This window comes from Polyangium jinanense, assembly GCF_028435365.1.
Genome location: NZ_JAGTJJ010000087.1, coordinates 17,532 through 38,151 on the forward strand (window position 1 = coordinate 17,532; position 20,620 = coordinate 38,151).

Sequence of the window (20,620 nt, forward strand, 5' to 3'; positions counted from 1 at the left end):
ACCGTTTACGAGCACAACCACATTCGATTGCGAAACGCAATGGAGTCGTTTGTGAACGTTTGTGAATTCGGTGGCGCCAGATTATTCGAGCGTGGATGTGGTTTGCGCCGTTGCCCCGAACCCCATCGGTAAGATTGTTCCAATGGGCAACACGGCGAGGCACGGCTACACTTCCCAATACAAACGCGACGTGTTAGCGTTGGGTCTTCGCAGTGACACCGCCGATATCAAGGGAGATATCGGCTCCGCATCCCGACGACAGCTCATTGCCGTCGGGAGAAAGAGTTGTGTACATGCTGAAATCAAGCTTCCTTTCCCCGCGGCTTTGGCTCCCGCTCGTCGGGCTCACGGCACTGTTCGCGGCTTGCGGCGACTCGTCGAACACGCCGAACAACCCGGGCAACGCGTCCTCCTCCTCCTCCGGAACGGGTGGATCGGGCGGCAGCGGCGGTGGTGGTACCGGCGGCCAGGGTGCCGGGGTGACGGCGCCGGGCCCCGATGCGGAATGGGGGACCGGGAGTGACGTCGGCTCTCTCGAAGGCGGCGTGTGGACGCCGGGCCGCGACGAGAACGGCCTCGTCAATGAGGACTCGTGGGATCTCGTGCCCGGCGGGCAATGGATCGAGGTGAACGGTACGCGGCTCGATGCCCTCGACGCCGAGGTGAAGGAAAAGGTCCCGGGCTGGAATGATTACGGCTCGGGGGACTGGAACGCCGTCACGGTCGCGTGGAACTCCCCCGCGCACGACCCGGAGGGCAGCCGCGCGTGGTGGGTCTCCTCCGGCGGGCACGCCGATTCGAGCAACAATGGCATCTACCGTTTCGACGCATTCCGGATGGCCTATGCCATCGAGCACCTCCCCTCGGACACCACGCAGTGGAGCGACGCCTACAAGTCGATGACCACCTACACGAGCTGCCCGGAGTCCTCCGCGGAGTTCGACGCCGCCCTCGCCGCGGGCACCTTGAAGGAGGAGAACGACTGGTTCTACGACGAGCTCTTCTGGGATCGGCAGCCGACGGCGCGCCACACGTACTCGGGCGTGGTGTACGTCCCGAAGACCAACGAGCTCGTGATGGCGGTGCGGCGCCTGTGGCGCTACTCGCGCGACGAGGGCAAGTGGGTTTACAAGCGGCTGCCCGCCATGGATTGGAAGAACAAGCTGGGCGAGGAGAGCCTCGCCATTTACGACGAGTACAAGGACCAGCTCCTCGTCGCGTCGTGCGGCTCCAACGGGCCGTGGAGCAACACCTTCGACATGAACACGTCGAACTGGACCGGCGAGGGCACGTCCTGGAATGGCTGGGACTGGAACGGCGCCGCCGATGCGCGCTTCGGCGACCGCGTCGCCATCTTCAAGGTGCCGGAAGATCCCGCGACCGGCCAGTACGCGGCCAAGGGCCTGTACCAGCTCTTCGATGTGAAGGAACGCAAGGTCGTGCAGAGCGGCACCGTGCAGTACGCGGACGGCCTCTCGGCGGTCGACTTCCCGGTGGGCGACAGCGCCGGCATGGTGTACATCCCGCCGCTCGACCGCTACTGGGTGGCGACCAAGACCAAGGAAGGCAAGCTCGGCTGGTTCGAGCTCAATCCCACGACGGAACCGTGGACGCTCCGCCCGCTGGTGCAGAATGGCACGACCCCCGAGCTCGACGGCCACACCCAGGTGCGCCGCCGCATGCTCTGGATGCCGAAGCTCCACGCGATGATCTTCCTCGGGTCCGGGACGAAGAACATCATGGTCTATCGATTCTGATGACCGATTCCGCGGAGCCACGGCACGCGGAGCCGTGACCGTCCGCCGGGCGCGCCGGAACAGCCCCATGGGCGTCCTGCGTTCCTGCGCGCCCGCGGCGGGCACGACGCCGCGCTTGCCGTTCCCGCTCCCGCTCCCAAACCCGCTACCGCAACCGCTCCCGTGCGTCGAGGTTTGTCGATCCGCGGACGCTTGCGCCTTCATTTGGGGAGACGAGTCACCGCGAAAAGGGTTGGCGCGTCATGTCGGCTCCTCGGGGATCTCGGGCGAGCCGGGCCAGGTGATGCCTACCTTCCGAAGCATCTGCTGGGCGAAAGCCAGTGTCTTCGGATCGGGCGGTTGGGGAACGAGCGTCGCAAGCTCGTCCGTCGTGAGCTCCGTGGGGCCAGCGAGGGCGCGGGCTGTCACCGCGTCCACAATCGCGTGGATCGGCGCGGCGCTCGGTTCGTCCGCCCGGAACTTGACTCCGTCACTACACGCCAGCGGCAGGCGATCGCCTCGGAGCAAGCCCCACGCGGCCAGCCGGTTGGCGCCCCAAGCCAGCGTCGGATCGTGGACGGCGAAGAGCATGCCGCCGACGCGATCGCCGTGAAGCCAGAAGCCCACGCCCGCATCCCTCTGCCCATGCTCGGGTCCCACTCCGAGCATGCCGACGGCCATCACGAGCGCGGGCTCCAGCTCGTCGGGAAGGCCCGGCAACGCCCCGCGCACGTCGTCCGGGCCACCCGTTACCGCATCGACCGAGAGGCCGAGCTGCTCGATCGGACCGAACCCCAGCTCGTACGCGAGGCCGACGACGCCTGCCTCGGTCCACGCCACGACCTCGTAGTCTCCGCAGCCGTCGTCGTTGTAGAAGGCACCCCGCTGGAGGTCGCCCGCCCAAACTCCCCCAAAGGAGACCGCCAACCTATGGCGCTGGAGCGGGTCCACCATCGCAAGGTGGGTTTCGACATAGGCGCGCAGCGCGGCGCGGACGATGGCGTCTCGGTCGAAGACGAGGCGTCCGAAGTGACGGGTGACCCGTTCGATCATGGTGTTTCGCCTAGACTCCGTCGGTCTCGGCGTCAACGGGCTCGCCGCCAGCGTCCGCCGGCGGCGTCACGGCGTGTACGGCGGAAGCTGGCTGATCCGCACCACCTCGTCTTCCGAGGGGTAATTGTTCGTTAGATACCTGTTGAGCTTCCGCGAGATGACCGCCGCGTTCTTGTTCGAGTTCGTGCCCCAGGGGCACCCACGCTGGTCCTTGCTGCGCACCACGTGGTGCACCTGCACGGCCTCTGGGTCGTTCTGAGGCCCAGCTTTGAGGATGAGCGGTTCGGTGCAGGTCTTTGGCTTGCAGTTCTCATCCACACAAGGCCACGTGAAGCCCGCGAGATCGGAGTGAATCTCGCCGCCGTGCGCGTCGCGGTTCACTCGGAGAATCCATGTTCTCTGCTCGATCTTGGCGCCGTTGTTGTCGAAGGTGTCGCAGTAGAAGTTTTGCCCCGGTGCAAGCTTTTGCGGCTCGGTCAAGTTGCGGTAGGGACCGTTGACCTCCGTCGGGACGCCGTTGACCTCGATGAGCGGCGTCTGTCGCGGCGCTGCCTGGTAGTTGATCGTGATCTTGTTCGCGACATCCGGGCCAACTTGCAGCGTATAGTCACCGTTGCCTACGGGCAGGCACGTGTAGCCCTTGTCGTACGGCGCATTTCCAGAGACCTCTCCGACCTTCGCGGCATCGGCACATGCCTTCTCCCACTTCTCATAGAAGCAGTCGAACGTATCGACTTCAGAGGTGTAACAAGCGGAGCCGAACGCAGCGATGTACTTGGCGCGCAGTGGGGCGTCCGTGCTCGGGTTTCCCACGAGCGGGATGCGGTAACGCATGCACGGGTGGGGCATCGGCGCCGCACATTCGGTCGACGTGTCGATCGGGGTGTCGGGTGGAGTAGGGCAAGAATCGACAGGCCCCGGATCGAGAGGCGAGCCGCACGCACCCATCATCGCTGCCCCTGCGAAGCCCGACATCAGCACGCCCAGCATTGCCGAGCGGCGTCTCGTCATTGCTTGCATGGAGTATCGAATCGCACGGTGAGCGACTGGACGGCAAGGGAAAACGAGGCAGGGGGCTCACGATGCGCCTGGGAACCGAGCGTTGCCGGCGGGCGCCGGCGGGAGCCGCGGAGCGGTACACAAACAGATTTCGCTTGCCAAACCCGCTACCACAACCGCTTCGGTTTCCGCCGCCGCTTCCGCTTTGCGTCGAGGCTTGTTGATCCGCGGAGCTTGCGCCGTCACTTGTCGGGACGGGTCAGTTTCGGCATGGGTTTGCCCGTGAAGGGGTTGATACGTGGCTCCGGCGGCGGCGGCTCGGGGGGAAGCTCGGGCGAGCCGGGCCAGGTGATGCCGACTTTCTGAAGCCTGCGTTGGACGCTGAGCTGTCGCTCTGGGTCGGGCGGCTTGGCGAGAAGCGTCGCGATCTCGTCGGCCGTGAACTCCGTGGGGCCCCGCATCCGCCGATCGACCACCGCGTCGATGATCGCGTGGATGGGGGCGTCCCTCGTTCGGGCGCGCTCTGCTGCTTTCGGGGCAAGTTCCCCGATTACCCAGAACGGTAGCCGACCGTTTTGGAGCATGCCCCATGGGACGAGTCGCATGACGCCAAGCAAGGTAGGGGCGTCGAACATGGAGCCCGCGACACGATCGCCGTGCAACCAAAAGCCAACCCCGGCCAACCTTTCCGAATACATTTTCCTATTGGGTAAATTCCCATTGTACAAGTCGCTGCGCGTGTCGAGCTTGCTGGCGGCCATCTGAAATGCTGGCTCCAGCTCAGCGGGAAGCCCTGGCACAGCCCCGCGCACATCCTCTGGGCCACCCGTCACCGTGTCAGGCGTCAGGCCAAAGTGAGCAATCGGGCCAAACCCGAGCTCGTACGCAAGACCCACGACGCCGGCGTCGGTCCAGGCCACGACCTCGTAGCCGCCACATCCGTCGTCGTTGCGGAAGCCTCCATGCTGGACGTCTCCCGTCCAGTTCGAGTACTCGCAGACGGGGAACCACATGCCATTCGGAAGACTTGCGACCATTGATTCGACGTAGGCACGCAGCGCAGCGCGTACGATCGCATCTCGGTCGAAGACGAGGCGCCCGCGGGGGTGGTTACGCACGACCATGAGGCCTCGGCTAGGCCATGTGGGTCTCGGCGTCAACGTGCTCGCTGCATGCGTCCGGCTGCCGCGTCAGGGCGTGTACGCCGGCGCGTTGTTGAGCCTCTTCACCTCCTCGGCCGGCGGGTCGTTGTTCAAGAGATACTGGTTGAGCGCGTGAGAGATGACCGCCGCGTTCTTGGTCGAGTTCGTACCCCACGGGCAACTGCGCTTGTCCTTCATGGGAACGACGTGGTGCACCCGCGCGATCGAGCCCGGGTGGAAAGGCGCCTTCTTATCGGCCGGATCGTAGAGGACGAGCGGCTCCTCGCACTCTGCGGCCACTTCCTCGCAGTTCTCGTTCATCACCGTGCACGGCCACTTGAAGCCTGCGAGATCGGAGTGAATCTCGCCGACGTCCGCGTCATTCTTGTGCGCGTTACGGTTGACCTGGAGAATATACGTGTGCTGCAAGAGCGGCTTGCCATCGGCGCCAAGCACGCCGCTGTCACATTTGTTGAACGGCTGCGCTGGTCCAAGAGTTGGCGGCTCCGGCAAATTCCGGTACGGGCCGCTCACCTCCGTCGGCACACCGTCGACCTCGACGAGCGGCGTCTGCCTCGGCGCGGGCTCATAGCTGATGACGATGTGGATCGCGGGGTCCGGCCCGACCTGGCGAAAGTAGTTCTCCGTGCCGGCGATGGGCTCGCACGCCGGGTAGTTCTTGTCGTAGGGCGCCGCTCCGAAGACCTCTGCGACCCGCACGCCCTCGTCGCACGCTTCCTGCGGGGTCTTGTAGAAGCAGTTGAACGTGGGGGTGGGGCCCTCGGACAGGTAACAAGCGCTCCCGAACGCGGCGATGTACTTCGCGCGTAGCGCGAGGTCCATGCCCGGATTGCCCATGCGCGGGATACGATAACGCATGCACGGCTCGGGCATCGTCGCCGCACATTCGGTTGGCGTCTCGGTCGGGGTGTAGGGTGGAGTCGGGCACGATGGGAGAGGCCCCGGATCATTCGAACCGCACGCACCCGTCAGACCTGTCCCACCGAAGCCCCACACCAGCACGCCCAGCATGGCCGAGCGGAGTCTCGTCATTGCTTGCATGGTGTATTGAGTCGCACGTTCATCGGCTCGGCGGCAACGGAAACCCAGCCAGGTGGCTCACGATGCGCCCGGGAATCGCGCGAAGGGCCTTGACGTCTGAGCTACCTCATCGTCGCTTGCCCCTCCGAGGACCATGCCCCGCGACTCCCGATTCGTCCTGCTCGCCGCCCTGATGTCCGGCGTGCTCTCCGCTTGCCGACCTTCTCCCTCGCCCCCGCCGCCGCCCCGCGACGCGGGCGAGCCCGTGGCCACAAGCCCCGCCGCCGCGCTGCCATCGGCCGCCGATGCCGCCGACGCGAAGCGCTTCCTCTCCGAGCTGCGCGGCCGCCTCGATCAGGAGCACGCGCGCGCGAAGCTCGAATGCGACGGCATTTTCGTGCCCGAGGGGCTCCGCCTCTCCGGCAACTACATCCCCGAGGGCATCTCCAGTTACGAGCCTTGCACCTACCCCTCGGCCGACGAGCGCGAGCGTCTGCGCAAGGTCGTGAAGAAGCACGAGCACGAGACCGTGTCCCGCTTCGAGCGCGCGCACCACGACGCGAAGGTCGAGGCGCCGAAGCACCACGTCACGGTGCCCGAGCCGATCGACCTGTGGGCGTTCAGTTGCCAGACGCCCCGAGGCGTCGCGATCCACTGGCACTGGATGATCGAGGGCCCTTATCGGCCTCACTTCAACGAAGGGGCCGGGGAGACCTTCCCGTTCGTGAAGAACGACCTCGAGCGGCTGTACCTCGTCAATGGCGACACGGTGAAGGTGCTCGATCCCGGCGGACGCGGGTCGATCTTCCCCCTCGGCACGGTCGATCTGGACGGCGACGGCGCTGCCGAGATCGTCTGGGTGCAAAGTCGCTCCAACGAACCGCGGTCACACGCCACGTCCCAGACCCTCAACATCGCATGGAGCGGGGCGCCCGTGCCGTTGCCCGAGGCCATCCGAGGGGAGCGATGGGACGGCAACTTCAAGCTCCTCCGCGAGGGCGATGCGAAGATCATCCGCCTCGGGGACGGCCCGCCGCACGCCGAAGAGCCGAGCTTCACGGTTCGGGAAGGACGGTTCGTCCCCTGGAAGTCGGCGCCCGACAAGAGCGCCCCGACGACTGGGGCGTGCGCGACCGTCGAGCGCAAGCACGCCGCGAGGGGGACCCTCGTGGGGTTCGCCGAGTACGGCGCCGGCGTCGAGGCGTGCGCCGGCGATCTCACCCCCTGCGGGCCGCTGCCGGAGCGGGTGCGGCGCCTGTACGAGGCGCTCCTCCAGGCCGACCTTCCCCCGCAGGAGGCCCGTCGGTGGGTGGCCAAGCTCTTCCAGTTGGACGAGCGAACCTTGCCCGGGGTCCCTGCCCCGAGTGATGAGGGCAAGAACCACTGAGCCTGGGTCCTCTGGTCGCTTCCTGCTTCGCCTCCGCAGCCACCCTCGGGGTACCTCGGCTCTGTCGGCATACTGTTCCGAGCCAGGCCGAGGGTGCTGCTCCGAAGTCTCTTCAGGACGAGGACCCTTCCCCAGGGTGCCTGGGCTCTGTGCATGGAGTGCCTCGGGCCTGCCTCTGGGTGCCTCGCCGAAGTCAATCGCGTGAACCGAGGCACCCCATGGGTGGCGTTCTTCTTTCGATACGGCGCGGGGAGCCTGCCCCTGGGTGGGTTGGGGCCTCGATGGGCGCGGGATGGCCCCCTGCGAGGGCCTCGGGGTCGTCAGCCCAGATAGATCAGCGGCCGGTCGAGGGTCCTCCGGCGAATGCGCTCGAGCCTTCGGTGCCTGGGGCGGGGTCCGTCGCCTTATGGACTTCGCCAGCGGGGCGGTGGTCGTGGCGATACGGCGCCATGGGTTCTTCGTAGGACAGCCTGATTACGGGCATCAGCCGGTGATGTCCGTCTCCGCCTCCGCCTCCTCCTCCTTCTCCTCGCAGCACCGCTTGTACTTCTTCCCGCTCCCACACGGGCAAGGACCTTTGCGCGCGGGGCCCTCCGGGCGGGCGACGGGGCGCTTGCGGGCGTCCTTGTGGTCACGCATCGCGCAGAGCACGTCGAGCGCGAGCTGGGGTCTCCAGGGCACGTGGAACGCCCGCAAGACGGCGCGGGGGAGGTACAGCTCCTCCGGGGCGGCGCGAGCGGCCCAGGGGACCATCGTGAAGAGCCAGAGCAGCGCGTCCGAAGTGGTCTTCGTGCCATACAGGTACGAAAACTGGGTGTTCGCCGGAAGCGCGTAGGCGAGATCCGCCGGGACGTCCTCGGCACGCTCGAATCGATAAGGGCCCGGGGGCATGTGCGCCGCGGCGCGGAGCCAGAGCTGTGCGCCGAGGTCGCGGTGCATGGCGTCCACGGCCTCCGGCGATTCACGGTCGATCTGAGCGACGCGGCGCACCATGCCGCGCACCCCGAGCGCGATGTCGCCGTCGACCGTGCCCTTCAAGAGCGCGGGGATGTCTGCTCCGAGCGTCTTCTCGACCTCGGCGCGAAGCCGCGTGTGCCGCATCCCCAGCGCGAAGAGGCCAACCCCGCTGTCGACGTTCTGCAGGAGGCTCAGCGCCTCCTGGTAATGGCGTTTGTACCTGCCGAGCAGGGGCTTGCCAATGCGCGCCGTGGCCCAGGCACCACGCAGCGCGAGGGCCACGAACCCCTGGCGCGTGGCAGGCCAGGAGAGCGTGGTCCGATCGCCGAGCAGATCGAGAAGGCCAGGGGGCAAGGTCTCCTGTCCGTCGAGGGTCGCGAGGACGATGAGGTGGCCAAGGGCCCAGAAGGTTTGCCAGTACGCGCGCAGCGCGTCCTCGTACGGGGACCTGAGCTTGTCCGTCTTCCGAAGCGTGGGCAGGAGGATCTTCCGCGCCTCGTTGAGGTCGGTCGCGGCAGAAAAGTAGAGCTTGAAGAACTCCAAGGCATAAAGCGGCTGGAGCGCCGAGATGGCGAGGAACTCCTCACGCGAAAGCTCGTCGGCAGCGTCGTAAATGCGCCGGAGCAGCGCGTTGACGCCCTTCCCCCCGGCAAGCGCCTTCGCAGACTCCAGGCGTTCGCGGAGCTCCTCGGCCTTGGCAGAGATGGCGTCGATCTGCCCGCGCGTGACGACGGGCAAGTTCGAGACCTTCATGCCCGCGCCGAGGCAGGTGACGAAACGTCCGCCACGCGTGACGATCAGGAAGGGCCCCTCTTCAGGGTGATCGAGCGAGAGCGCAACACGCTCGACGCTCTCGGGCACACGAGCCCGATCGACGATGTACCGGAGGAGGCTCTCGTCGCGGTAGAGCGAGAGCGCGAGCTCGACATGCGGGAGCGAGACACGATCGAGCCGAGAGAGGAAGTGATGCGCGTGCCCCATCAAGGCGATGGAAGGGCAAACGCGTCCCGGGCGCAATGAGGCCTCGAAAAAAAAAACGCGAGAGGCATGTCGGGCCGGGGTCTCGTTTTCCGGACGTAGGGGAAACGGCTCTCCGGCGCGCTCAGGGTGAGCGCTCCCGAGGGCCTTCACGGAGACGACCATGCAGCCCAGGATCCTCCCGACCTTCGCCCTCCTCGCCCCCTTCGCCGCCCTCCTCGCCGCGCCCGCGCCGGCCGCCGCCGCGCCCTCCTGCAGCGGCCCCGTCTGTCAGGACGCCGCGAGCTGGACCGACGGCGGCTTCGGCGCCTCGTACTCGTTCTGGACCGGCTTGCAGTCGAAAAAGAACTTCCAGACGGACGCGAGCTACGGCGCCGATTACCTCAAGATGGGCGCCGACATCCACGCCACGGCCAAGGCCTTCGGCGTGAGCAAGCCGATCGTCGACGCGTACGCCCTGGCGTACCACAACAACGGCGAGAGCTGGGGCGGCGTCCACGTCGCGGCCGTCGGCGTCGTCCTGTATTCGGAGTCCATCACGAACGCCATCCCCTTCGGCGTGAGCCGGACCTTCTTCAAGGCTGACGAGGACATCAGCCTGCTCGGCGTCCACATCGACCTCGACGGCAAGGTGGGCGGCGAGCTCGGCGTCGACGTGACCCCCAGCATCACGAGCTCGTACATGAGCCTGATGGCCGAGCCCTACGCGAGGGCTTATGCGGACGCGGACGCGGACGTGGGCGCGGCCTGCGCCAGCGTCGCCGTGAAAGGCTCGCTCACGGCGCTCGATCTCCACGTGCCGGCCGTCATCACGGCCACGTACCCCGAGGACAATTCGATGTCCGTGCTCATGTCCCTCGATTACAGCCTGCATTCCCTCGACGGCAAGCTCAAGGTCGAGCTCGAATACTGCATGGACTCCGACAGCAAGACGCTCGTGAATTTCGACGGCTTCACCGCCGGAGGCCAGCTCTTCGCGAAGTGGGGCAACATCTCCTGGTGATCCTCCCGCCCTGACGAACCCGACACGCACGCCGGAGGAGTCCCATGAAGCGCCGGTTTTCCCCCCTCGCCGCCCTTCCGCTGCTCGCCGCCGCCCTGCTCGGAGGAGGCGCCCTCCTCCAGCGCACGTGCGCTCCCAGCGCCGTTTCGCCCGCCGCCGCCGCGACGGCCGCCGATGCGCCGTCCGAGGCAAAGGTCGCGCCCTCGGCGCGCGCCAAGGCCTCCGAGCGGCGCGTCTATGCCGTGACGCTCGCCCGGCACGTCACGATCGGTGGAGAGACATTCGTCGAGACGCACCTCGAAGGCCGCATTTCGTTTCTGCCGATTCCAGGCACGAACCTCTGCGAGGCGCGCCTCGTCGATCCGTTGCTCGACGTGTCGGGCGGGGAGACGCCGAGGGTGGCCGATCTGCGCCGCCCGATCCTGCTTGCCTACGACGCGGAGGGCCGGCTCGAAGGCGTGCGCTTCGATACGCGGACCGACGAGGCGAGCCGCCTGCTCTTGACGAGCCTCGTCTCGGCGACGCAATACACGCGCGGCAAAGGCCCGACCTGGTCCGCGGACGAGGTCGACGGCTCGGGCACCTACCGCGCCGATTACGAGCGAAAAGGCGAGCGCACGATCGAGCGGCACAAGCGAGGCTACCTGCGCATGCACGAGGGCCTGACGCCGCTCGTGGCCGAGGGGGATCTGCGTATCCTCGTGGATGGAAAGGATGCGGTCGAATCGGCGACCGCCCACGAGGTGTCTCGCACGTCGCGGAAAACCGCGCTCGGGGACGTCGCGGGCGAGCTCCGGGTCTCGCTGCGCCTCGTCGATCGCGCCGAGGCCACGCGCGCCGAGCTCTCCGCCGCGCGCGCCCTCGCAGGTGCCTACGAGGAACCGAACATGGTCCCGCCGAAGCGGGAGCGCAGCGCGAGCAGGCGTGAAATGGACGAGCGGCGCGCGGCGGGCCACGACCTCGACGAGCTCCGCGCCGCGTTCGCGGAGACGGACGGGCAGCCGAGGGACGAGGTCGGGCAGCGGCGCGCGACGCTCATCCACACGGCCGGCGCCCTGTTCCGCGTGCGGCCCGAGGACGCGCTCGAAGCGGGCAAACGGCTCGCGGCGAGCGGCGTGACGGACGCCGAGGCGAACTTCCTCGCCGGCGGACTCGCAGCGGCCGGCACCGAGGAGGCGGCGCACGCGCTCGCGGACGCGCTCACGAGCCCGGAGGCGTCGATCGAGGCGCGCCGGCAGTCCGCCGTGAGCCTCGCGATGATGCCCGTCGCCGACGCGGACACGGCCTTTGCGCTGTCGAAGGGCGCCGCGAGCGACGATCCTGCCCTGCGCAACCTGAGCACGATGGCGCTCGGCGCCGCGGGGCGCACGCTCGCCGCGAGCGGCGACGTCGGCGAAGGGCTCGATCCGGTAGCGGACTTGCTCGCGCGGTATGCGAGCGCGACGGACGACGCCGAGCGCGACATGCTGCTCGCGGCGCTCGGAAACAGCGGCGATCCGCGAGCCTTCGAGGTCATCCGCGGGGCGCTCGCATCTCCCCGGCTCGCGCCGACGGCGGCCTACGCATTGCGGTTCATCGCAATGCCGGCGGTCGACACGCTGCTGCATATCCTCGCGACCACATCGCCGAACCCCGAGGTGCGTCAGGCCACGTATCGCGCGGTATTCTTCCGGGACGCGACCGTGTGGTTGCCCTGGCTCGAGTCCGCGCTCGCAAAGGAAAAAGACGACCAAGTCCTCGAAGCGATCCGCGCCGCGATCGCGCACATGGCCTCGCCGTGAAGGTTTTCGCGCGGGCGAATGCCGAGAGGCGCGCCGCTGCTTGGCTCTTTACAGTCGCGCGCAAATCCCGTGATGATGGCTTCTTGCCATGCACCATGAGGTCACGCGGATCATTGCCGAGATTGCTGTGGGGCGAGACCAGGCGACCCAGGAGCTCTTGCCCCTCGTCTATCAAGAGCTGCGCCGCATCGCCTCGGCGCAGATGGCGCGCCTCCGGCCGGGTGATACGCTGCAGCCGACGGCGCTCGTGCACGAGGCGTATCTGAAGCTCGTGGGATCGCCGGGGCCCGGCTGGAACGGGCGGGGGCATTTCTTCGCCGCAGCGGCGCAGGCGATGCGCGAGATCGTCGTGGATCACGTGCGCAGAAAGGTGGCGGCGAAGCGCGGCGGCGGACAGCGGGCCGAGCCCCTCGACGTGGAAATCGCCGTCGACGCGGAGCTCCTCGGCATCGAGGACGTGCTTTCGATCAACACGGCGATCGCGCGCCTCGAGGCCGAGCATCCCCGCAAAGCGCAGGTCGTGGTGATGCGGTTTTTTGGCGGATTGCCGGACCAGGAAATCGCGGAGGCGCTCGGCGTCACGACCCGCACCGTCGAGCGGGAGTGGCGCTTCGCCCGGGCCTATTTGCACGACGTGCTCTCCCGCGGAGCGGAGACGTGACGACGGAGAGGCCGGAGCCGCTCCGCGTCGAGGCGATTTTCGACGCGGTCGTCGATCTGGGGCCCGAGGAGGCGAGTCTTCGGCTGGACGTCGAATGCGAGGGCGACGCGGCCCTCCGCGCGGCCGTGGAGCGGCTCCTCGAGCATGATCGAAGGGCCGACGGCGACTTTCTCGCGCCGCGCCCCGCGTTGCTCTTCGAGGCGCTCGGCGAGCACCCCGTTCCAGCCTTCCCCGATGCGCCCCCGGTCGCGGCGCGTATCGGACGATTCTCCGTGGTGCGCAAGCTCGGCGAGGGGACGATGGGCGTCGTTTACATGGGGTATGACGAGATGCTCGATCGTCGCGTGGCCATCAAGCTCCTGCGCCCGAGCGTGGCCGGCGTGGGCTGGCTTTTGCGTGAAGGCCAGGCCCTCGGCCGCCTCGCGCACCCGAACGTGGTCGCGATTCACGAGGCTTTTGAGCACGAGGGCCGCGTGTATCTGGCCATGGAGTTCGTCGAGGGCTTCACGCTGCGCGCATTTCTCGCCGAGCGCCCTCGCACCTTTCCCGAGGTGCTGAGCCTCTTTCTCGGCGCCGCGCGGGGCCTCGCCGCGGTGCACGACGCGGGCCTCGTGCACCGCGATTTCAAGCCCGAGAACGTGCTCGTCGGCAAGGACGGGCGCCCGCGGATCGTCGATTTCGGAATGGCGGCGCTCGCCCAGCGTGACGGAGGGACGAACGGCGGGGGCGGGCGCGACGCCGCGCCTCCGAGCGGGCGGTCCGTCGCGCTTGACGTATCGATCTTGCCGCGGGGCGCGATTGCCGGGACGCCGGCATTCATGGCGCCGGAGCAGCTCCGTGGGGAGCGCGCAACGACGGCGAGTGATCAATGGAGCTTCTGTGCGGCGCTTTATCACGCGGCCTATGGCATTCCTCCGTATTCCCTCGACGGTGATTTCGTCGCGCTCTCGCGCCGTGTCCTCGCGGGCGCGCCGGAGATCCCGGCGCAGCGCGGGAAAGCGCCCGCGTGGCTCGGGCCGATCCTCCTCTCGGGCCTGGCGAAGGATCCCGCGGCGCGATTCCCCTCGATGCATGCGCTGCTCGCGGCGATCGAAGCGCACCTGCCGCGGGATCCGGAACTCGATCGCCACGGGATCCGGCGCGAACTCGTGGCCTTGCGCGTGGCGCTCCTCGGCGTCGTGATCGTGGCCTCGGGCCTCGCATTTCGCCGGCTCGTCCACGCCGAGGTGACGCTCGAGCTCGTCATCCTGATCAATTGCGCGGCTTTCCTGATGGTCCTCTCCATCATCGCGCTCCGGTGGCGAAAACTCTCCCAGAACCGGATGGGGCGGCGGGCCGCGGCGATCGTCGTCGGAGTGGAAGGTGTGATGCTCGTGCACCGGCTCATTGCGATGCGCCTCGGGACGCCGCTCGATCACGTCCTCGTGAACGATCTCGTCCTCCTCGCGACGGTCCTCGGGACGCTCGCCTTGACGGACCGGCGAAAGATCGCGCTGCCTGCCGCGATCGCAATGGCAGGGGCGCTCCTCGGCCTGTTCCTCCCGAGCGCCACGAGCCTGATCTACGTCGCAGCAGGTTCCCTGGTTCTCCTGCTCCTGATTGCCGATGTCGTTCGCGAGCGGTGATCACTTTCCGCCCCCGCGCCCGTTTCCGCGCGGCGCAGACGAGCCTTGGGGATTGCATGCTGCACAAAAACCGGTTATGTGGGGCACATCATGCGACGTGATACCCATCTCACAGCGTTGCGGGCCGCCGCCAAGGTCGCGTTCTCGATGGCCTTCGTCGGCGGGTGCAGCGCGCAAGTGCAGTCCGGCGTCGCGTCCACCGGCGACGAGGCCGATACGACGCCCGCGACTTCGAATTGCGAGGCCGTCGTCGCCGAGGCCTTTCCCACGGAGAGCCCCTATCCCGGGGAGAAACAGAATGTCTCCCCCGAGGTCATCTCTTGTTGCGAGGTGCTCCTCGCGGCGAGCAACGGGGCGCCCGCGCACCACCGCTGGGATTGTTGTGCGAATGTCGTGCAGGACGACCCGAAAATATCGGTCGCGTGCTCGCCGTGGGGCCCGCCCGTTCCGCCGGAGATGACGTGGCACGGGAGACCTTCGCGTGGCCCGAGCGCGAGCGTGAGGCTCGATCTGCGTGAGCCCGCGCGACGGGCGCGCCCGGCCGTCCCGCATTTGCCGCACCTCACCGCGTCGGCCATCGCGACCTGGCGCGCGCGTATGCTCAATGAGCACGGGTCGGCGCGTGTCTTCGAGGGGCTCGCCAGGCAATTCGAAGGGGCGGGCTTCGAGGCGCACCTCGTGGAGGAGGTCCGAGGCTTTGCGGACGAGGAGCGGCGCCACGGTGTCCTTTGCGGCGCGGTCGTGGAGGCGCTCGGGGGCGAAGCGCTCACCGAGGCCCCCGTGGGCGAAGCGTATCCGGAGCACGCGGACGACGCGACGCCGCTCGAATCTGCGCTCCGCAACATGCTCAGCATCTGCTGCCTGAGCGAGACCGTCGCCGTGGCGCTCATCGGCGCCGAGCGCATCGAAATGCCCGCGGGCGAGCTCCGGGATCTCCTTACGCAAATCTATGCCGACGAGGTCGGCCACTCTCGTTTTGGCTGGCGTATGCTCGACGCGCTCTCGCAGCGCCTCGATGACGAGATCAAGGAGCGGCTCGGCGATTACCTGGAGGTCGCCTTCGCACACCTCGAAGAGCACGAGCTCGCGCACCTGCCGGAGGGCTCGTTGCCTCCGCCGGAGGGCGTCGTCTACGGGTTGTGCAGCGGTCCGGACGCGCGCGGCCTGTTCTTCGATACCGTCGAGCAGGTCATCGTGCCCGGGCTCGAACGTCACGGCATCCCCGCCCGGCGCGCGTGGATGCGGAGGCACGGAGGCGCCGGACTTTCATGACCCCTCTTCGAGCCGTGTTTCCGCGCCGCGCCATCGGGCTTTTCTCCTTCCTCCTCGGCTGCTCTGCAACACCACCGCCTCCGCCGCCGAAGACCACGCCCACGCCGCCCGTCGTCGTCGCGCCTGCGTCGCTGGAGACGGCGACCCCCGTGGCGGAAGCGCCGCCCGTGGACAGGATCGAGCCTTTGCTCGAGGCCTTGCGGCGCATCAAGACGCCCGAGTGGAGGGAACACGTCGGCGAGATCCGCGACCGATTCGGCGGACCGGGCCTTGTCCGCGCGCTCGATGTCGTCGATGCGACGTCGCTGGAGGTGATGTATCTCCAGACGAAGTTCATCATGGATGAGCTGCACGCTCTCGCGGACCCACGCAGCGCCGATCCGCTCGTCGCCTGGGTTGACGCGAAAAAGCCACCGATGCACTGGCAAGGCGTGGTTGGTGCTTTGCTCGCGGAGATAGGCGACCTCCGGGCCGTGCGTTTGCTCGGCGAGCGGATGAAGCACAAGCCGACCGACATTTATGACCGGGAGCGCTGGTGGGAGCAGGATGGCAGAGGTCATCACTCCGACAACGATTTGCAGCGCATCGGAGCGGCGCGCCTCCTCGGCGACCTCGCGACGATGCACCCGGACAAAGTCGACGAGATCCGGGCGGCGGTCGAGGACTCCGTGATCGCGTGGGTCCGTGAGACGCCGGCGCCGCATCATCGTGGAATGCTTGTCCTCGCAGCCATTCGATCCGAAAAGGGGCTCGGCCTCCTTCGCGGATGGGCATTCCCGAAGACGCCGCTCCCGGCGCGAGGGGCGGAGCCACCCTTTCCCGTCGCATTCGAGCTGGCACAATCCGGTCTTCGGGCCATCGGGATGTTCCATGACGAGCCGTCGTTCCCGAAGCTCCTGGCCCAGCTCGAACGCAAGAAGGACCCCGCGCTCGACATCACCCAGGACGTGCTCAACACGGACAACATCGCCATGCTCGGCATGGTGCTGCGAGCGCTCGGGGTTGGCGCGTCGCAGGGGCTGTCCCATTTCGCGGATCCGCGCGCGGCGCAACCCCTCATGAAGCTCGTCGAGGACACGACCTGGCACGAAGAGGCGCGTTTCGAGGCTTGTGATGCGCTCGCGTGGTGCACGGACGACGCGGCGAGAGCGAGCCTTTTCCCGAAGATCAAAGCGCAGATGGCGACGGGCGGGCCCAAGTCCGACTTCGTCGCCGGTTGTTATGCGTCCGTCTTCACCGAGCGCTCCGCGGCAGGCAACGCCATGGATATGGTCGATCTGTTCGAAAGAGCGACGCTCGACAGCGTGCGTCGCTCCATGGCCTACGGGCTCGGCTTGATCGCGCTGGAGAGCGCGGCGCAGGCGAGGCTCGAAGCGAAGCTCGGCGACAAGAGGCTGCGCGTCGATGCGGCGATCGCGCTCCTGCTCGGCGGCTCCGGCCCCATGACGCGGCTGCTCTCGAGCATCGACGGCTTCGACGCGCGGGAAAAAGAGCAAATCAAGATGGCCCTCACGAACGGCATGGCCCACGTCACGGACGAGGATCCAACATTTGCGAACGTCCTCCGCTGGGCGACGCGCGCCGAAGAGGCCGCGGACGTGGTGGTGCGCGGCGAACGTCAGACGTGGGTGCGTGATGCCGTCGCCGCGGGGCTCGAGAGCGTCAGTTTCGGTTGGAGACCCCACTCCGTGACGCGCTCCGTGCTGCGATATCGTCTCTTCCGCGCGGCGCAAACCGACGCGACGAACCGTCGTGGGCTCATCGCGATGCTCGCGCTCATGAAAGAGCGCGGCACGCTCCTCGCGCTCGCCGATACGAAAGGTGATGCGGCCGCGCCGGCGGCGAAGGCGCTTGCGGGGCTCGGAAAAACCGCACGCTGAAGCGCGGGTTCTTCGGCTGGGGAGAGGGCCGAGGAGGCGTGAACGCTGGGCTTCTCAGCGGATCATGTACCCGCCGTCGATGGCCAGGTACGTGCCCGTCACGTACGACGACCAATCCGACAGCAAGAACACCACCGGCCGCGCAATCTCTTCCGATCGCGCATACCGTTGCATCGGCACGCCCTGCGTGAATGCCGCGAAGATCTGCTCGCCCTGGTTCACGTGGTTCCAGATCTCCGTCTCCACCGGCCCGGGCAGCACCGCGTTCACGCGGATCCCCGCGGCGGCGTAATCCACCGCGGCGGCTTTCGTCATGCCGATGAGCCCGTGCTTGGCCGTCGAATACCCGCCGAAGGTCGGCGCCCCGACCAGGCCCAGGATGGAGGCGCAATTGACGATGGCCCCGCCGCCGGTCTTTTGCATGGCGCGGATTTCGTGCTGCATGCAGAGCAGCACGGAATCGAGGTTGACAGCCATGAGCTTGCGGTATTCGTCCACGGGCAGGTCCGCGAGCGGCCCGAGCGGCCCGGGGATCCCCGCGTTGTTGAACGCGCCGTCCAGGCGCTCGAAGGCCTGCAGCGTGCGCGCCACCAGCGCCTCGATGTCCGCGGGCACCGAGACGTCCGTGCGCACGAAAAGCGCCTTGCCGCCCTCGTCGCGGATGCGCGCGGCGAGCGCTTCGCCCTTCTCCTCGCGGCGGGCGGCGAGCACCACCTTCGCGCCCTGGCGCGCGACCTCCAGCGCCGTCGCCTCGCCAATGCCCGACGTCGCCCCGGTAACGATGATCACCTTGTCCCTGAGAAGCATGCGTATTCCACCTTTTCACGCCCCCGATGCACCGCATACTCCGCTGGAAGGATCGGGTCAATGGCATTCTGCCGGACGAACCGTGCTGCACTCCGCGCGGGTTTGGTGGGAGGCGCCTCGAGCGCTCGGAGGCCGATGCGCGCGGTGGCCTACGGGTCGCCCTCCATTACCTGCGTATCGCATTCGCGTGGCATCGGGTGAGCGTCAGGTGCTCGGCGATCCAGGACATGACGCGGGCGCGGGGAAGGGGGTGTCACGAAGCTCGACCTCGCGAGATCTTGCCCTTCGAATGGAAAGCTTGTAATCTGCCATGATTGGAATCACCGGGGGGCCGTACGTCACTGGCTCGCACTCCCGGCGCGAGGGTGAACCATGCTGGCAGCGTTTCGGGACGCATCGCTCACGAAAAAGCTGATGTTCGGCTTTGTGTTGATCGCCAGCCTCGCCGCGGCGGTCGGCTACCAGGGCTTGCGCGGGATGGCCACGATGGCCGAGCTCTTGACCGATCTCCACGATCGGCACGCGGTGAGCCTGGCGCACCTTCGAGGCGCGAACACGCAGCTCGTGCAGGAAGCGCGAATGGTCCGGAACATCGTCATCGAGAGCGCCACCGGCAACATGGGGGCCATCCCGAAGTGGACCTCCGGCTACTCCAAGTACAGCGCCGCATTCGACAAAGAATTCGACAGCTACCAGGATCACGCCTATAGCGACGGTAAGAGCCGCGCCGCCGACATCAAGACACAAGTCGAGGACCTGCGGCGCGTGGAAGCGCAGGTCATCGAGCTGGCGCAGCAAGGCAAAGCCAAGGAGGCCAGCCAGCGTCTCGACGAGGCGCGCACCCTCGCCGGGAACGTCGACGAGCACGTCGAGAATCTCTCGAATGAAGCCTTCGCGAAGATGGACCGGGCAGCGGCAGACGCCATCGGCGTGTACGAAAAGTCGAGGTCCTTCGTCCTCGGCATCGTGGTCGCCGCATTCCTCGTCGCCCTGACGCTCGGTATCATGCTCACCCGCGCCATCACGAAGCCCATCGAGTCCGCCGTCGCCGCCGCGTCCCAGATCGCCAAGGGCGAGCTCCCCGAGGTCGAGCAAGCCACGAGCCAGGACGAGACGGGGCGAATGATCTCCGCCATGAAGGCCATGGTCGATTCGCTCCAGGACACGGCGACGTCCGCCGAGCGAATCGCGTCCGGCGATCTCACCGTGGAGGTCAAAGCCTGGTCGGACAAGGACGTCCTCGGGAGCTCCTTCCGGAAGATGGTCGACAAACTCTCGCGAATCATCGGTGAAATCCGCGAAAGCGCGGCCGCGACGTCGGGCGCGGCCGTGCAGGTCTCCGCGACGTCGCAGACGCTCTCCCAAGGGACGAGCGAGCAGGCCGTCGCCGTGGAGGAGACCACGGCGCGTCTCGAGCAGATTCGCGCGTCGATCAAGCAAAACGCCGACAACAGCCGGCAGATGGAGCAGATGGCGCTGAAGGGCGTGCAGGACGCGGAGGAGAGCGGGAAAGCCGTCGCGGATACGGTTCACGCGATGAAGGTCATCGCGGACAAGATCTCGATCATCGAGGACATTTCCTACCAGACGAACCTGCTCGCGCTCAATGCAGCGATCGAGGCCGCGAGGGCAGGGGAGCACGGCAAGGGGTTCGCCGTGGTCGCCATGGAAGTCCGAAAGCTCGCCGAGCGAAGCCAGACCTCGGCCAAGGAGATCAGCAGTCTCGCACTCACGAGCGTACGCGCCGCCGAGCGCTCCGGGCAGCTCCTCACAGAGCTCGTGCCAGCGATCCGGAGGACAGCGGACCTCGTGCAATCCGTGGCCAACGCGTCGAACGAACAATCGGACGGCGTGGGTCAAGTCAGCCAGGCGATGATCCAGGTCGACCAGATCACGCAGCAGAATGCCTCGTCGTCGGAAGAGTTGGCCTCGACCGCCGAAGAGCTAGCCACGCAGGCCGAAATGCTGACGGAGCTCGTGGCATTCTTCACAGTCGTTGGGCTGGAGGACGTCCGCCTCCCCAAGTCGCCGCGCGCGCACGACGCGAAGTGGAGCGCCCCCCGCGGCGGGCCCGCAGCTCGATTGCAAAAGCGGTCGGTGAAAGGAAACGGAAGCGTTCGGTCAGCGTCGAGCTCCGACGATGACTTCACGCGATTTTGAGAGGGTGTTCCACAGGGGGCGCGTGCGCGGGGCTTTGCCCCGCACCCCAGCAGGGGGCTGTCCGCCCCCTGCACCCCGGACCAGGCACGGCCTGGACCGAGGGCCGAGAAACCGCGCGATGCGCGTTTTCTCGGACGG

General features: G+C 67.4%; 15 protein-coding genes. 9 read left to right on the forward strand and 6 right to left on the reverse strand.

Annotated elements, in window-relative coordinates; genetic code table 11:
* The first annotated feature begins 293 nt into the window (after positions 1-293).
* On the forward strand, positions 294-1,757 hold the full coding sequence (locus KEG57_RS51025; RefSeq protein WP_272427956.1) for a hypothetical protein: 1,464 nt from the start codon (positions 294-296) through the stop codon (positions 1,755-1,757).
* A 240-nt stretch (positions 1,758-1,997) separates the two neighbouring features.
* Here the strand turns inward: KEG57_RS51025 and KEG57_RS51030 are convergent, their stop codons facing one another.
* The 4 genes from KEG57_RS51030 to KEG57_RS51045 all read right to left on the reverse strand — a co-directional run bounded on the left by KEG57_RS51030 (position 1,998) and on the right by KEG57_RS51045 (position 5,809).
* On the reverse strand, positions 1,998-2,825 hold the full coding sequence (locus KEG57_RS51030) for a hypothetical protein (RefSeq protein ID WP_272459944.1): 828 nt from the start codon (positions 2,823-2,825) through the stop codon (positions 1,998-2,000).
* A 30-nt stretch (positions 2,826-2,855) separates the two neighbouring features.
* On the reverse strand, positions 2,856-3,623 hold the full coding sequence (locus KEG57_RS51035; protein WP_272427958.1) for a hypothetical protein: 768 nt from the start codon (positions 3,621-3,623) through the stop codon (positions 2,856-2,858).
* Between the two features lie 407 nt (positions 3,624-4,030).
* Positions 4,031-4,912, reverse strand: a complete 882-nt coding sequence (locus tag KEG57_RS51040; protein ID WP_272427959.1) for a hypothetical protein — start codon at positions 4,910-4,912, stop codon at positions 4,031-4,033.
* Positions 4,913-4,978: 66 nt separating this feature from the next.
* Positions 4,979-5,809 carry a hypothetical protein gene (locus KEG57_RS51045; RefSeq protein ID WP_272427960.1) on the reverse strand — a complete coding sequence of 277 codons (831 nt, stop codon included), beginning with the start codon at positions 5,807-5,809 and terminating at the stop codon, positions 4,979-4,981.
* A gap of 316 nt (positions 5,810-6,125) precedes the next feature.
* Here KEG57_RS51045 and KEG57_RS51050 point away from each other — a divergent pair, with 316 nt between their 5' ends.
* Positions 6,126-7,358, forward strand: a complete 1,233-nt coding sequence (locus KEG57_RS51050; protein ID WP_272427961.1) for a hypothetical protein — start codon at positions 6,126-6,128, stop codon at positions 7,356-7,358.
* Positions 7,359-7,841: 483 nt separating this feature from the next.
* On the opposite strand, the gene KEG57_RS51055 is transcribed toward KEG57_RS51050, so the two are convergent.
* Positions 7,842-9,296 carry a YecA family protein gene (locus KEG57_RS51055; RefSeq protein WP_272427962.1) on the reverse strand — a complete coding sequence of 485 codons (1,455 nt, stop codon included), beginning with the start codon at positions 9,294-9,296 and terminating at the stop codon, positions 7,842-7,844.
* Between the two features lie 160 nt (positions 9,297-9,456).
* Here KEG57_RS51055 and KEG57_RS51060 point away from each other — a divergent pair, with 160 nt between their 5' ends.
* The 6 genes from KEG57_RS51060 (at position 9,457) to KEG57_RS51085 (ending at position 17,515) form a co-directional block, all read left to right on the forward strand.
* A complete protein-coding gene (locus KEG57_RS51060) occupies positions 9,457-10,296 on the forward strand; it encodes a hypothetical protein (protein WP_272427963.1) in 840 nt (279 codons plus the stop codon).
* A gap of 44 nt (positions 10,297-10,340) precedes the next feature.
* A complete protein-coding gene (locus tag KEG57_RS51065) occupies positions 10,341-12,077 on the forward strand; it encodes a hypothetical protein (protein ID WP_272459945.1) in 1,737 nt (578 codons plus the stop codon).
* An 88-nt stretch (positions 12,078-12,165) separates the two neighbouring features.
* Entirely contained in the window at positions 12,166-12,738 is a 573-nt protein-coding gene (locus KEG57_RS51070) for a sigma-70 family RNA polymerase sigma factor (protein ID WP_272427965.1), read from the forward strand.
* Positions 12,735-14,363, forward strand: a complete 1,629-nt coding sequence (locus KEG57_RS51075; RefSeq protein WP_272459946.1) for a serine/threonine-protein kinase — start codon at positions 12,735-12,737, stop codon at positions 14,361-14,363. The genes KEG57_RS51070 and KEG57_RS51075 overlap by 4 nt, the downstream gene beginning before the upstream one ends.
* A gap of 90 nt (positions 14,364-14,453) precedes the next feature.
* Positions 14,454-15,635 (forward strand): ferritin-like domain-containing protein, encoded by a 1,182-nt coding sequence (locus KEG57_RS51080; protein ID WP_272427967.1) that lies wholly within the window; start codon positions 14,454-14,456, stop codon positions 15,633-15,635.
* Positions 15,632-17,515 carry a hypothetical protein gene (locus tag KEG57_RS51085; RefSeq protein ID WP_272427968.1) on the forward strand — a complete coding sequence of 628 codons (1,884 nt, stop codon included), beginning with the start codon at positions 15,632-15,634 and terminating at the stop codon, positions 17,513-17,515. Before KEG57_RS51080 ends, KEG57_RS51085 begins: the two co-directional genes overlap by 4 nt.
* 54 nt (positions 17,516-17,569) lie before the next feature.
* Here the strand turns inward: KEG57_RS51085 and KEG57_RS51090 are convergent, their stop codons facing one another.
* Complete coding sequence (locus KEG57_RS51090) at positions 17,570-18,322, reverse strand: SDR family NAD(P)-dependent oxidoreductase (protein WP_272427969.1); 753 nt, start codon at positions 18,320-18,322, stop codon at positions 17,570-17,572.
* Between the two features lie 372 nt (positions 18,323-18,694).
* On the opposite strand from KEG57_RS51090, the gene KEG57_RS51095 reads away from it, so the two are divergent.
* On the forward strand, positions 18,695-20,482 hold the full coding sequence (locus KEG57_RS51095; RefSeq protein ID WP_272427970.1) for a methyl-accepting chemotaxis protein: 1,788 nt from the start codon (positions 18,695-18,697) through the stop codon (positions 20,480-20,482).
* Positions 20,483-20,620 lie beyond the last annotated feature (138 nt).

Excerpts from the sequence above, each read along its gene's own strand:
- KEG57_RS51050 (WP_272427961.1), top strand. The coding sequence starts at position 6,126 with ATGCCCCGCGACTCCCGATTCGTCCTGCTCGCCGCCCTGATGTCCGGC.
- KEG57_RS51040 (WP_272427959.1), bottom strand. The coding sequence starts at position 4,912 with ATGGTCGTGCGTAACCACCCCCGCGGGCGCCTCGTCTTCGACCGAGAT.
- KEG57_RS51060 (WP_272427963.1), top strand. The coding sequence starts at position 9,457 with ATGCAGCCCAGGATCCTCCCGACCTTCGCCCTCCTCGCCCCCTTCGCC.
- KEG57_RS51070 (WP_272427965.1), top strand. The coding sequence starts at position 12,166 with ATGCACCATGAGGTCACGCGGATCATTGCCGAGATTGCTGTGGGGCGA.
- KEG57_RS51055 (WP_272427962.1), bottom strand. The coding sequence starts at position 9,296 with ATGGGGCACGCGCATCACTTCCTCTCTCGGCTCGATCGTGTCTCGCTC.
- KEG57_RS51095 (WP_272427970.1), top strand. The coding sequence starts at position 18,695 with ATGCTGGCAGCGTTTCGGGACGCATCGCTCACGAAAAAGCTGATGTTC.
- KEG57_RS51035 (WP_272427958.1), bottom strand. The coding sequence starts at position 3,623 with ATGCGTTACCGCATCCCGCTCGTGGGAAACCCGAGCACGGACGCCCCA.
- KEG57_RS51080 (WP_272427967.1), top strand. The coding sequence starts at position 14,454 with ATGCGACGTGATACCCATCTCACAGCGTTGCGGGCCGCCGCCAAGGTC.
- KEG57_RS51090 (WP_272427969.1), bottom strand. The coding sequence starts at position 18,322 with ATGCTTCTCAGGGACAAGGTGATCATCGTTACCGGGGCGACGTCGGGC.
- KEG57_RS51065 (WP_272459945.1), top strand. The coding sequence starts at position 10,341 with ATGAAGCGCCGGTTTTCCCCCCTCGCCGCCCTTCCGCTGCTCGCCGCC.
- KEG57_RS51025 (WP_272427956.1), top strand. The coding sequence starts at position 294 with ATGCTGAAATCAAGCTTCCTTTCCCCGCGGCTTTGGCTCCCGCTCGTC.
- KEG57_RS51085 (WP_272427968.1), top strand. The coding sequence starts at position 15,632 with ATGACCCCTCTTCGAGCCGTGTTTCCGCGCCGCGCCATCGGGCTTTTC.
- KEG57_RS51045 (WP_272427960.1), bottom strand. The coding sequence starts at position 5,809 with ATGCGTTATCGTATCCCGCGCATGGGCAATCCGGGCATGGACCTCGCG.